The organism is Afifella sp. H1R (genome assembly GCF_021462425.1).
GTDB lineage: Bacteria > Pseudomonadota > Alphaproteobacteria > Rhizobiales > Afifellaceae > Afifella > Afifella aestuarii.
The window spans coordinates 842,395-854,911 of the sequence record NZ_JAKEDY010000002.1 but is presented as its reverse complement, the minus strand read 5'-3'; the positions used below and the strand labels follow the sequence as shown (position 1 = coordinate 854,911).

Annotated in this window: 9 protein-coding genes; 5 read left to right on the top strand and 4 right to left on the bottom strand. The window is 64.2% G+C overall.

Annotation, left to right across the window (positions count from 1 at the left end):
- Nucleotides 1-168: 168 nt before the first annotated feature.
- The 4 genes from L0F51_RS15545 (at nt 169) to L0F51_RS15530 (ending at nt 5,104) form a co-directional block, all read left to right on the top strand.
- A complete protein-coding gene (locus L0F51_RS15545; RefSeq protein WP_234630067.1) occupies nt 169-717 on the top strand; it encodes a 2Fe-2S iron-sulfur cluster-binding protein in 549 nt (182 codons plus the stop codon).
- Nucleotides 714-1,703, top strand: a complete 990-nt coding sequence (locus L0F51_RS15540) for a xanthine dehydrogenase family protein subunit M (protein ID WP_234630066.1) — start codon at nt 714-716, stop codon at nt 1,701-1,703. Before L0F51_RS15545 ends, L0F51_RS15540 begins: the two co-directional genes overlap by 4 nt.
- Nucleotides 1,700-3,922, top strand: coding sequence for a xanthine dehydrogenase family protein molybdopterin-binding subunit (locus L0F51_RS15535; RefSeq protein ID WP_234630065.1), 2,223 nt, complete (start codon nt 1,700-1,702; stop codon nt 3,920-3,922). The genes L0F51_RS15540 and L0F51_RS15535 overlap by 4 nt, the downstream gene beginning before the upstream one ends.
- 210 nt (nt 3,923-4,132) lie before the next feature.
- Complete coding sequence (locus tag L0F51_RS15530) at nt 4,133-5,104, top strand: YeiH family protein (RefSeq protein ID WP_234630385.1); 972 nt, start codon at nt 4,133-4,135, stop codon at nt 5,102-5,104.
- A gap of 13 nt (nt 5,105-5,117) precedes the next feature.
- Here L0F51_RS15530 and L0F51_RS15525 read toward each other — a convergent pair whose 3' ends face one another.
- The 4 genes from L0F51_RS15525 to L0F51_RS15510 all read right to left on the bottom strand — a co-directional run bounded on the left by L0F51_RS15525 (nt 5,118) and on the right by L0F51_RS15510 (nt 11,371).
- Nucleotides 5,118-6,785, bottom strand: a complete 1,668-nt coding sequence (locus L0F51_RS15525) for a putative transporter (RefSeq protein ID WP_234630064.1) — start codon at nt 6,783-6,785, stop codon at nt 5,118-5,120.
- Between the two features lie 329 nt (nt 6,786-7,114).
- The gene (locus L0F51_RS15520; RefSeq protein ID WP_234630063.1) at nt 7,115-8,374 is read right to left on the bottom strand and encodes an MFS transporter; all 1,260 of its coding nucleotides are present in this window, start codon (nt 8,372-8,374) and stop codon (nt 7,115-7,117) included.
- Nucleotides 8,374-10,482 (bottom strand): TonB-dependent siderophore receptor, encoded by a 2,109-nt coding sequence (locus tag L0F51_RS15515; protein WP_234630062.1) that lies wholly within the window; start codon nt 10,480-10,482, stop codon nt 8,374-8,376. Before L0F51_RS15515 ends, L0F51_RS15520 begins: the two co-directional genes overlap by 1 nt.
- Nucleotides 10,483-10,783: 301 nt before the next feature.
- On the bottom strand, nt 10,784-11,371 hold the full coding sequence (locus tag L0F51_RS15510) for a LysE family translocator (protein WP_234630061.1): 588 nt from the start codon (nt 11,369-11,371) through the stop codon (nt 10,784-10,786).
- Between the two features lie 99 nt (nt 11,372-11,470).
- On the opposite strand from L0F51_RS15510, the gene L0F51_RS15505 reads away from it, so the two are divergent.
- Nucleotides 11,471-12,340: a LysR family transcriptional regulator gene (locus L0F51_RS15505; protein ID WP_234630060.1), complete on the top strand. Its 870-nt coding sequence runs from the start codon at nt 11,471-11,473 to the stop codon at nt 12,338-12,340.
- Nucleotides 12,341-12,517 lie beyond the last annotated feature (177 nt).

The window sequence follows — 12,517 nt, the reverse complement described above, 5'->3', positions numbered from 1 at the left end:
CAACGCCTTTCCCGTTCATGTGTTCTTGCAACAGACCCATCGCGGGAATTGCCCGCAATGGACGGGCCTCGACCCATCGACCGGGCTTGGCTGGTACGTCCATTTCCTCGTCCCGGTCCTGTCCGCCGCGCAGCGAGACAGGGCGCCGTCTGCAAGAAAGGACGATCTGTGATCACACTCACCGTCAACGAGACCGATTATGAGCTGGACCTCGATCCGCGCACCTCGCTTCTCGATGCGTTGCGCGACCACCTCGCGCTCACCGGCACCAAGAAAGGCTGCGACCACGGCCAGTGCGGCGCCTGCACTGTCCTCGTCAATGGCCGCCGCATCAATTCCTGCCTGACGCTTGCGGTCATGCATGACGGCGATGCCGTCACCACCATCGAAGGCCTCGGCACACCCGAAGCCCTGCACCCGATGCAGGCGAGCTTTCTCGACCATGACGGCTTTCAATGCGGGTACTGCACGCCAGGCCAGATCGTCTCCGCGCTTGGCATGCTCGACGAGTTTCGCGCCGGCTGGCCGAGCCACGTGAGCGCAAGCCTGGACGGCCAGACGGACCTCTCCGACGAAGAGATCTCCGAGCGCATGAGCGGCAATATCTGCCGGTGTTCCGCCTATCCCAACATCGTCGACGCGATCCGCGCCGCCCGCGACGAACGTGCCGGCGAGGCCCAACACGTCACCAAGGCCGAAAGCAAGGAGCCGGCATGAGGGAATTTGCCTATTCGCGCGCCGGCGATCTTGAGGAAGCCGGCCGCCTCGCCGAAGAGCAGACCGGGCGCTTCATCGCCGGTGGCACCAATCTTCTCGATCTCATGAAACTCGAAGTCGAGACGCCGAAGGCGCTCGTCGACGTCTCGCGGCTGCCTTTGACGGAGATCTCGGCGACAGAGGATGGCGGCCTCAGGATCGGAGCCATGGTGACCAATGCCGATCTCGCCGCCGATGAGGCCGTGCGGCGCGATTATCCGGTCCTGTCGCGGGCGCTTTTGGCCGGCGCCTCGGCACAGCTGCGCAACAAGGCGACGACCGGCGGCAATCTCCTCCAGCGCACGCGTTGCTACTATTTTTACGAGACATCCGCGCCCTGCAACAAACGCAATCCGGGCTCGGGCTGCGCCGCGCTCGACGGCTTCAACCGCATTCACGCGATCCTGGGCGCAAGCGATCAATGCATCGCCACTCATCCCTCCGATATGGCGGTCGCCATGCTGGCGCTCGACGCGAGCGTCGAGACCCGGCTCCCGGACGGCGGAAGCCGGACGATCGCGCTGAAGAATTTTCATCGTCTTCCCGGTCAGACGCCGGAGGTGGAAAGCAATCTGCAGCCGGGCGAACTCATCACCTCCGTCGTGCTGCCGCCACCACCGAAGGGCCGGCACATCTATCGCAAGGTGCGCGACCGCGCCTCCTATGCATTTGCGCTCGTCTCGGTCGCCGCCATCGTCGCCGTGGACAACGGCAACATCGCCTCGGCCCGTATGGCCTTCGGCGGCCTCGCCCACAAGCCGTGGCGCGACAGGGCGGTCGAGGAAGCTCTGATCGGCCAGGAGCCATCACAAGCGCTGTTCGAAGAGGCCGCGGATCTGCTTCTCAAGGAGGCGACAGGCCACGGCCATAACGATTTCAAGATCCCCCTCGCCCGGCGGACGCTGATCGCCGTTCTCTCCGAGGCGACCAAGGAGGCCGCACAATGACCGACGCAAACACCTATGCGATGGACGAGGCGGTCGGCGAAACGCGCCTTGATCGCGGCGCGCAGGGCGTTCTCGGCAAGCCCCTCAACCGCTACGAGGGTGCCCTCAAAGTCTCAGGCCGCGCGCCATACGCTTACGAGCATCTCGCCGGTGAGGACGTCGCCTACGGCTTCATGGTGACGGCAGGCATCGGGCGAGCGAAAATCCGGTCCGTCGACACATCCAAAGCGGAGGCGGCACCAGGCGTTCTGACCGTCATCTCGGGGAATGATGTTCTGCGCGCCTCCGCCCTGCCGATGGCACCGGCCGCGCAGACGATCGACGGCGAGGTCTTCCATTATGGCCAGCCGCTGGCGCTCGTCGTTGCCGAAACCTTCGAGGCGGCCCGGCATGCGGCCACGCTCGTCGAAACCCTCTACGAACCCGGCCAGGGCCGCTACAGCCTGCGCGACCAGCTCAACGAGGCGGTCAATCCGGGGCCAGGCGCCATGCAGCCCGACAATCTGCGTGGGGAGTTCGAGGCCGTCTTTGCGGAAGCCGAGGTTCAGTTCGACGAAACCTATACAACGCCGAGCCACAGCGCCGCCCCGATGGAGCCGCATGCAAGCGTCGCCAAATGGGACGGCGACAAGCTGACCGTCTGGTCGTCGTGCCAGCTTCTGGAGACGAACGTCATTCAGATCGCCAACGGCGTCGGCGTGCCGGTCGAGAACGTCCGCCTTCTGAGCCCTTATGTCGGCGGTGGCTTCGGTTCCAAGCTCGGCATTGGGCCGGACGCCGTTCTGGCGGCACTCGGCGCGAGGGCGGCGGGCAAGCCGGTGAAGGTCGCGCTCAGCCGCCAGCACGTCTTTCAAACGACCTCCCGGCGTTCCGAAACCATCCAGCGCGTGCGCATCGGCACGACGAAGGACGGCCGCATCACCGCGCTCGCGCACGAAAACTTCGTCGTCAACTCGACCGGCAATTCGTTCTTCGAGCCGGTCGCAATTTCGACGGTGTTTCTCTATGCGGGCGAGAACCGGAAAATCACGCATCGGCTTGCAGAGACCGATGTCTTGATGACGGCTTCGGTGCGCGCACCCGGCGAAGCCGTCGGCATGCTGTCGCTCGAGAGCGCCATGGACGAGCTCGCCATCCGATTGAACCTCGATCCGATCGAGTTTCGCAAGCTGAACGAACCGGAAGCCGCGCCGCAGGACGACCTTCCCTTTTCCTCGCGAAAACTCCTGGAATGCTACGAGGAAGGGGCCCGTCGCTTCGGCTGGCAGAACCGTCCCGACAAGCCGGCAAGCCGGCGCGAGGGCGAATGGTGGATCGGTTATGGCATGGCCGCGGCTTCACGCAGCCATCAGCTGATGAAATCCTCTGCCGAGGTGGAGCTCACTCCCGACGGGCGCGCCACGGTCAAAACGGCGATGACCGATATCGGCACGGGCTCCTACACAATCCTGCAGCAGATCACCGCCGAAATGCTGGGACTTCCGCCCGAACACGTGACCGTGCTTTTGGGTGATACGGAACTGCCAGCCTCCTCGGGGTCCGGCGGCTCCTGGGGGGCGAACAGCGCCGGGTCGTCGGTCTATCTGGCCTGCGAAGACCTCGTGACGGAGCTTGCAAAACGCCTCGAGGTCGACGCCTCGGACCTCACGCTGAAGGACGGCCAGGCGATCGCGGGCAACCGGCAAATCCCGTTCGACGAGATTCTGGAAGGCGAGACGCTTACCGGCCGCGGCACGATCGAGCCGGGGAAGACAGCGGACACCACCAATCAGGCAAGCTATGGCGCGCATTTCTGCGAGGTGGCCGTCAACGCCGTGACGGGCGAGACGCGGGTGCGCCGGCTTCTGACCGTCGCCGCCGCCGGGCGTATCCTCAACGAGAAGACGGCCACGTCACAATGTTATGGCGGTCAGATCTGGGGGATCGGCTCGGCGCTCGAAGAGGAGCTGGTGATCGATCCCCGCACCGGCCTTCTGGTCAATCACGACCTCGCCGAATACCACGTTCCGGTGAACGCCGACGTCCCGCAGCTCGAGGTCGTCTTCCTTGAGGAGCGCGACACGGCGGCGAGTCTACTCGCCGGCAAGGGGCTCGGAGAGCTCGCTCTTGCGGGCGTCGGGGCGGCCATCACCAACGCCATCTATAACGCCTGCGGCGTGCGGGTACGCGATTATCCGGCGACTCTCGACAAGATTCTCGCAGGCCTCCCAGACGCCTGACTCATAGATATTTTTGATCACTACAACCGAAATTATGCGTTGGAGTGATTGAAGCGCTAAATGCGAAAAGATCGGCCTCCCGGACGGAGACCGATCTTGACCGCATTGAGCGACGAACCCGAAATCACCGCAGACACCTTTGTCGACGCAGACCGAGACGAATCCCTCGCCGCGTCAGCGACCGAGACACCCAGCTCGTTTTTCGGCAGCATCCTCCCCGGCGTGGGTCTCGCCGCGGCGATCGCAGCGGCAGCCTTCGGGCTTCGTCAGCTGCCGGGGCTCGGCGCCTTCAGCCCGATGATCATCGCGATCCTCATCGGTATTCTGTTTCACAATCTCATCGGCACGCCAGCCGTCGCCAAGCCAGGTGTCGGCTTTTCCATGCGCCGCATCCTCCGCTTCGCCATCATTCTGCTCGGCCTGCAGCTGACGGCTGCGCAGGTGATCGAGGTCGGCGGAACCGGGGTCGCCATCATCATCGCCACGCTTCTTTCGACCTTCACCTTCACGGTCTGGTGCGGGAAAAAGCTCGGTGTGGAACGCAAGCTCGCCGAACTGATCGCCGCCGGCACGTCGATCTGCGGGGCCTCCGCCGTCATCGCCACCAACACCGTGACCAACGCCCATGACGAGGACGTCGCCTATGCGGTCGCCTGCGTCACCATCTTCGGCTCGATCGCCATGTTCGCCTACCCGTTCCTCGCTCCGCTCTTGGGTCTCGGACCGCATGCATTCGGGCTGTGGACCGGAGCCTCGGTGCACGAGATCGCCCAGGTGGTCGCGGCCGCCTATCAGAACGGTGCGGAGGCCGGCGAATTCGGCACCATCGCCAAGCTGTCGCGCGTGATGATGATGGCCCCCGTCGTGCTCGGCCTCGGCATTCTCGCCCGCGAGCGTCTCGCCGCCTCCGGCAATTCCGCCGCCCGCGCGCCCATCCCCTGGTTCGTGCTCGGCTTCATCGCGCTCGTCGGCGTCAACAGCCTCGTGGAAATCCCGGAGACGGCCAAAAGCGAGATCGCCCTCGCCACGACCTTTCTTCTGTCGATGGCGCTCGCCGCGATGGGGCTTGAGACGGATGTGCGCAAGCTCAAGGCGGAGGGCCTGCGCCCCGCGCTTCTCGGCCTCCTCGCCTTCCTCTTCATCTCGACGTTCAGCCTCACTCTGGTGAAGCTTTTCTTCTGAGACTGCGAGCGCCTCAGAACCAGAAGATCAGGACGAGGACCTGCGGCGCCAGGATGCGCAGCACCATGACGAGCGGATAGACCGTCGCATAGGCGAGCGACGGCGCCTCGGAGGGACGGATGGCATTGGCGAAGGCGAGCGCCGGCGGATCGGTCATGCTGCCGGCGAGAAGCCCGCACAATGTCAGGTAATTGAGCCGCACGACGAGGCGGCCAATGAAGCCGATGATGAGAAGCGGGATGATGGTGATGAGGGCGCCATAAAGGAGCCAGACGAGCCCGTCGCCCTCCACGAGGATGGAGACAAAACTCTCACCCGCCTTGAGCCCGACGATGCCGAGAAAGAGCACGATGCCGATCTCACGTAAGGCATGATTGGCGCTCGACGGCATGAACCAGACGAGCGGGCCGATATGGCCGAGGCGCGACAGGATGATGGCGACGACCAGCGGGCCGCCCGCAAGCCCGAGCTTCACCGGCGCCGGCATGCCCGGAAAAGCGACCGGGATGGAGCCGAAGAGAACACCGAGCGCAATGCCGAGGAAGATCGGCAGGATCTGCACCTGCTCCAGAGCCTGACTGCGATTGCCGAGGACCTGGGCGGCCTTGTCGAGGTTTTCCGGATGGCCGATGACCGTGCAGATGTCGCCGAATTGCAGGCGCAGCCCGTCATGCGGGGCGAGCTCGATGCCGGAGCGCGTGACCCGGCTGATGACGACATCGTGGCGGTGCAGCAGATCGAGGCTGCCGAGAGAGGCGCCAAAAACGTTGGAATTGGTGACGACGAAGCGCTTCCACTTCACGTCGGACGGGATCGCCTTCAGATCGGTTTTCGCCTGCTGGCCGAGGATGCGGACCATGCCGGGCAGTTTCTCCGTCGGGCCGACGAGAAGCAGGACATCGTTGAGCCGCACCTCCGTCTCCGGATGCGCGACCTCCACGACACCGTCGCGCATGATGCGGGAAACGACGAGGCTCATCTCTTCGAGCCCCGGCAGGGTGCCGATCGTCAGCCCCTGCATGTTGCGGTTGGTGACCTTGACGTTGACGGTCTGCAGCCCCTGCTGTTTGGCGGCCCGCTCTGCTTCGAAGGCCGCCTGCTCGGCTTCGGGCCGGATGCGCAGCACGGCCCGCACGATCCCCATGGTCAGGAGAATGCCGAGAATGCCGAAAGGATAGGCGACGGCATAGCCGAGCGCAGGTGCGGCGAGCGCCTCCGGACCCGCCCCGACGCTCGTCAGCATCTGAGTGGCGGCACCGAGCGACGGCGTGTTGGTCGTCGCCCCGGACATCAGGCCGAGCATCACCGGCAGAGGCACGCCGACGATAAGGTGCAATGCGGCCGCGACGAGGATGGAGAGAAAGACGAGACCGGCAGCGAGCCCGTTGAGCGCGAGGCCGGAGCGCTTGAGCGCCGAAAAGAAGCCCGGCCCGACCTGGATGCCGATCGAGTAGACGAAAAGGATGAGGCCGAATTCGCGCAGGAAATGCGCAACTTCCGGGTCGACGGTGAAGCCGAGATGACCCCAGACGATGCCGGCGAACAGCACGCCGCCAATGCCGAGGGAGACGGAGCCGATCCGCACATTGCCGAGAGCAAGGCCGGTGACGGCGACGAGACAAAGCACCACGAGGCCGCTTGCGACGGGATCGAGGCCGGTAAGGAGGGCGGAGAAATCCATCACGAAGATCCGCTGGCGGGCAGAGGGGAGGAGGAGCCCGCGACTGCGCAGACATCTGCCTTGAAACCCGACAGGGACCTTCCGCCTGGGTGCTGGGCAGAACCTTGCGGCGGCGATCCGCGGCGGGGTCTCGAAGCGAACACCGCGCGCGCCGCCTCTAGCACGGAGACTGGGCTCCCGTCATCGGCGGCCCGACGCGACATCTCCGCCATCGCGGCTTCAGGCACGAAAAACGCGGCGGCTTCATGCAGTTCGGGTGGGGCGATCACGTCTCACTCGGCAGCCTGTGGCGGGAAGTTGCGCGAGCATCGGCGATTTGGAGTGGGCATTCAAGACCGAGGGTCGACGGCCCCCGGCGCCTTGCCGCCCGCCACCAGAGCAATCGCCGGCAAGGCCAGAACCGCGAGACCGGCGGCCCCGGCGAAGAAGAGCGAATAGCCGAAACGTTCGGCGAGAAACCCGGCCGCGACCCCGCCGCTCAATGACAGAAGCGCATCGACGCATTGGAAGAGCGTGAAATCGATCCCGGCCTGGCGCGGATCGGACCAGCGCATGAACTGCGAATAAAGCGCCACGAAACCGAAGGCCATCAGCCCCGACGTCGCCACCAATGCCACGCCGATGACGAGCCAGAGTGGGATCCACGGCGCCGTCGCCGAGAAGGAGAGAAACGCAAGAACGGACGCCTGCAGAGCCAGAGCCGCCACCAGAACCGGCCGTGGCCCCCAGAGGCGCACGCAGGCGCCCCCCAGAAGTGATCCGGAAACGCCGAGAAAAATCGAGCCGAGCCCATTGAGGATACCGATCGTGGCGAGGCTGACCTCACGGTCGACAAGATAGGGCGACAGCATGTTGAAGGCCGTCTTCTGGGCGACGACGTAGACCGCCGCCACGACGAGACCTCGGCGGATTTCAGGACGCGCGAGCGCCGCCCGAAGCGAGGGAAGATGCGTCCGCTCGGCCTCGAAATTGGCGGCCCGCGATTGGATGAGAAAGGGCAACGCGAGGAGCATCACCATAACGGCCATCGTCCATACGCCCGCGGTCCAGCCGCTGTGGCCGACGATCACCAGAAACAGCCCACCACCGAGCGCCGAACCGAGATAGGCACCGCCCACCTGGGCGGTGTTGCCCCAGCCCTGCTGTCGCGTGGAGAGATTTTCCACCGCATAGCCGTCGCACGCGATATCGACGGTCGCCGTGGCGAAGGCGGCGAGCGTGAGAAGCCCAAAAATCGGCCAAAGCGCGTGAAGAGGCAGCGCCCCGATGAGCCAGAAAGTGGCGACGACCAGGGAGGTGCCTGCAAGCACGATCGCACCCGAACGATTGCGCCCGCGCCGCGGCAGCCGGTAGCGCTCCACCAAAGGCGCCCAGAGAAATTTGAGCGCCCAGGGAAGCGCGATCAGCGAGACGAGGCCGATATCGCCGAGATCGGCACCTTCATTGCGCAGCACCGCCGGCAGGCCAACCCAGGTCAGCCCGCCGATAACGCTTTGCGCCACATAGAGGCCGCCGATCGCCGCGAGCGTGGCGATCGGTGAGATCAGCCAGCTCTGACGTGCCGTCTCCGCCCCCTCGTCTGCCGCCATCAGAAGCGATAGCGCAGGCTGCCGATGATCGTCCGCCCCTCGTCGCGGTAGCAATAGCCGGAGGTGCACACCGGCTCCCGCTCATCCAGCAGGTTCTTGGCGTTGATCTGCAATTTGGCCCCGGCGAGCCGCGGATCGCGGGCGCCGAAATCGTAGGAGAGCGAGGCGTCGATGAAGTAGCGATCGTCGTTCTTCAACGTGTTGGCGTCGTCGCCATAGCTTTCGCCGACATAGCGCACGCCTGCCCCGATCCCGAGACCAGCAAGCGGCGAGCCCGGCTGGAACTGATAAAGGCCCCACAGCGAGAAGATGTTGTTGGGCACGCCGGACAATTCGTTGCCGGCAGTGCCGGTCGCGCCCTTGTCGATGGTCATCTTGAGATGCGTATAGGAGGCGATCAGATTGAGGCCGTTGTCGAGCGAGGCCTGAGCCTCGAATTCGATCCCCTCCGAGGTGAGATCGAGCTGGCGCTGCCGGTTGATTCCCGTCGTCGTGTCGAAGACCACCCCGTCCGTCTGCTCGATGTTGAAATAGGCGGCGCTCACGATCGCATTGGTGTCGGGGATCTCGTATTTCACGCCCACTTCGAGCTGCTCGGCGATGGTGGGCTGCGCCGCTCGGCTCTCGTCGCTCGTCACATCGTCGTAGACGCGGCCGATGTTCGGCGAGAAGGAAGTCGAATAATTGGCGTAGGGGATGACGCCCCACCGGCTGCGATAGGAGAGCCCGACGCGGCCGGAGAAGTCTTCATCGTCATAGTCGGTTTCGACGCGGTCGGTGTCGATGGAGGTGGTCTCGACCCAGTCGTAGCGGCCGCTCAGGAACAAGGTGAAGCCGTTCCATTCCATCTGGTCGTGCAGATAGGCGCCGATGCCGTTCATTTCCTGGCCGCCGTCATAGGCGAGCGGGGCGCTGGCGATGTCGTCGATCGAGGCATAGGAGAGCGCGCTCGAAGCGTCGTATTCAGCCCATGTGTAGTCGATCCCGGCAAGCGCCGTATGCGAGATCGCCGCCGTATCGAAGGTGAACTGCGCCATGTTGTCGACGACGAAGGAGGCCGCGTCTTCCTCGTAATGGCCCCAGTAGCGGGCAAGATCGGCGCCGCTCGCATAATGGCCCGAATACTGGAGGTCGGCATCGACCTTGCTGTAGCGCAGATTCTGACGGACCGTCAGAAGATCGCTGAAGCGGTGCTCCAGCTCGTAACCGATCCGCCCCTGGTTCTGAACGAAGTCGTTGTAGTCGGGATCGCCCTCGTAGAGATCGGACACGACGCCATAGGCCGGATTGTAATAGGAGGCCGTGCCGCCCGTGATCGTGCGCGACAACTCGCTCAAGACGGTGAGCGTCGTATCTTCATTGGGCTTCAGCGTGAAAGCCGGCGCCAGATAGTATTTGTTGTCGGGATAGGAGGGCAGTTCCGCGTTGGCATCGCGTGCGAGCCCGGTCAGCCGGTAAAGCAGGGTCCCGGAATCGTTCGCCGGTCCCGAAAAATCGATGCCGATCTGATAGCGGTCGTAGCTGCCGCCAACGAGCTCCACCTCGCGAAAGGTCTCTTCCTTCGGCCGCTTGGTGACGATGTTGACGATGCCGCCCGGGCCGCTGACGCCATAAAGCGAGGAAGCGGGCCCTTTCAGAATGGTGATGCCTTCGATGCCGTAAGGCTCCGTCTTGAAGAGTGCCGTCGGGGAATTGTACTGGCGCAGCCCGTCACGGAAGATGCCGTTGTAATAGGCGTTGAACCCACGCAGCGTGAACGCGTCGAAGCGTGAATCGAAACCGAAATTGTTGGGATTGGCGCTGGCCGTATAGCCCAGCGTCTCGTTGAGCGTCCGGGGCTCCTGGTCCTCGATCTGATCCTGCGTGACCACCGTGATCGCCTGCGGAATGTCCGCGATCGGCGTATCGACCTTGGTGCCGGCCCGATCCTGTTTGGCGACATAGCCATCCTGCTTCAGGATCTGATCGCTCTCCGCCTCGACGACGATCGGCTGCAGTGCGATCGGCTCGTCCAGATCCTGCGCGTGAACGTTTCCGGGCACGCCCATCAGGACGAATGAGCCGAGAGCGGCGACGTTGAAGCCCAGACGGGTGCGGTGGAGGATCATGTGCTCTCTCTTCTTCAGAATGCCGGCAGCCGCCGTGCAAAACCTGACGAGTGGAGTCAACATTTGCAGATGGCACAACGCCGTCCGCAGGATAAAACCTAACTAAATGTGTCATATTTATCTCACCCGTACAAAGCCGGGAGAGCTGCGGGTGAGAGAAAGGCGATTTCCGGATTGTCACATCCCGGGCCCCGCTGGCCTTCCGTCCGCGTCGGCCAACGCTGGGCGTTTGCGCCCGGTGAGCTTCGAAGCAGACCGTTCCGTGGCGGCGGAAACGGCGCCTTAAAATGCGCCGTTGCGTTCAGAGCCAGACGGGCACGACGGAGCATGCCAGAAGCAGGCCGAGCGCCCTGTTGAGGATGCGCCACTGTCCGTCGCTGCGGACCGCACGGGCGAGCATCAAGCCCGCCACGCACCAAAAGGAGAGAGAGGCGAGAGCGAAGGTACCGAACACGGTGCCAAGCAGCACACCGAGTTGGCCCGGACTGGACGCCATCGCGACAAAGGCGGCGGCCGCGCCCGTCGTCATCGCCCATCCCTTCGGATTGTGCCAGAGCATCCAGAGACCCGCGAAGAACCCGTTCGGCTTGGCGTTGCCGTCCAATCGTGGCGCGCCACGGCGAGCGGTCTGCCAGGCAAGCCACAGAAGATAGACCGAGCCCGCCATCTTCATGCCGAGGGCGAGCGAGGGCAGCGTCAGCAGGAGACCGGCCAACCCAAAGCCTGCCAAGGCGGCCATCGAGGCCAGGCCGACCGAGATGCCGACGATCAACGGAAGCGACTGACGGAAGCCGAAATTGGCACCGGAGATCGTAGCCAACGTCGTGGCGCCACCAGGGCTGGCGGTTGCGATGAGGGCAAACAGCAAGAGGGAAGCGAGGGCGTCCATCACGAGCGATCCAGTTGCAGGGCCCCGTTCGTTACCGTCCCGAGTGGATGCAGCGAAGCTAATCTTGCTAAAGCTCGATATTAGTGTCATTAATGAGACATGGCGCGCAATCTCGACATCGCCCTTCTCCGGACCTTCGCGACCGTTGCGGACCAGGGCAGCATGACGCGAGCAAGCGATATTCTGCATTTGACCCAGGGCGCGATCAGTCAGCAGATCGCACGGCTCGAGGCCCTGGTCGGTACCGCGCTTCTATTGCGCCACCCGCGCGGCCTGCGGCTTACGCCCGCCGGTGAAAGGTTCCTTGGACGAATCCGCCCCCTGATCATCACCAACGACGAGATCTGGTCCGAGATCGAGCGGGGCGACGTCTCTGGCCCGGTCCGGCTCGGCCTGCCCTTCGATCTGGTCGACTCCTGCTTCGCAGCCAGCTTGAAGAGCTACTGCGAGGCTTTTCCGAAGGTCGAGCTGACACTCGTCTGCGCCGCGTCGCCGGATCTTCTCGACATGGTCGGGCGCGGACACCTGGACCTTGCAGTGATCGAAAGGGCGGTCGATTCGGAGGGGGGCGAAGTGTTGGCGATCGATCGTCTCGTATGGGTCGGAGCCCGCGCCGGTCAGGCACACAAGCGATCCCCCTTGCCGATCTCGCTTGTTGGTGAGACCTGCGTGTTCCGGCCAGCCGTATCGGAGGCGCTTGCGGAAGAGAAGCTTGCCAGCCGCATGGTGTTTGAGACCGGTGGGCTCGACGCGACGCGCATCATCGTCAAAATGGACCTCGCCATCTCCGCCTGGCTGGCGAGCACCGTTCCTGCCGATTTCGACATCATCTCAGAAGATGCAGGCCTTCCGCCGTTGCCATCCTTTGCGATCACCCTTCACAGAGCGAATGGGGCTCGCGGCGCGATATTCGACGAACTCGCACGGCAGCTTCGGAACGCCATGGCACGGCCGCGGCTGGCTGCGTGACCGGAACGACCAAAGCCGATGGGCGTGATCGTCCGCGCGATCATAAATGAACTGATCGAGCACTGCCTCGCCATCGCCGCACAGCTTTCCACGACGGCCTTACCGAGACCGCGGCCTGCGTGCGTCACCAAAGGTCTTTCTGTCAAATTCGCATTATCCGGCCTGTTGCGCTCTCTG

Coding starts and splice junctions, on each gene's coding strand:
- L0F51_RS15505 (WP_234630060.1), top strand. CDS start 11,471: ATGGCGCGCAATCTCGACATCGCCCTTCTCCGGACCTTCGCGACCGTT.
- L0F51_RS15520 (WP_234630063.1), bottom strand. CDS start 8,374: ATGGCGGCAGACGAGGGGGCGGAGACGGCACGTCAGAGCTGGCTGATC.
- L0F51_RS15525 (WP_234630064.1), bottom strand. CDS start 6,785: ATGGATTTCTCCGCCCTCCTTACCGGCCTCGATCCCGTCGCAAGCGGC.
- L0F51_RS15510 (WP_234630061.1), bottom strand. CDS start 11,371: ATGGACGCCCTCGCTTCCCTCTTGCTGTTTGCCCTCATCGCAACCGCC.
- L0F51_RS15540 (WP_234630066.1), top strand. CDS start 714: ATGAGGGAATTTGCCTATTCGCGCGCCGGCGATCTTGAGGAAGCCGGC.
- L0F51_RS15535 (WP_234630065.1), top strand. CDS start 1,700: ATGACCGACGCAAACACCTATGCGATGGACGAGGCGGTCGGCGAAACG.
- L0F51_RS15515 (WP_234630062.1), bottom strand. CDS start 10,482: ATGATCCTCCACCGCACCCGTCTGGGCTTCAACGTCGCCGCTCTCGGC.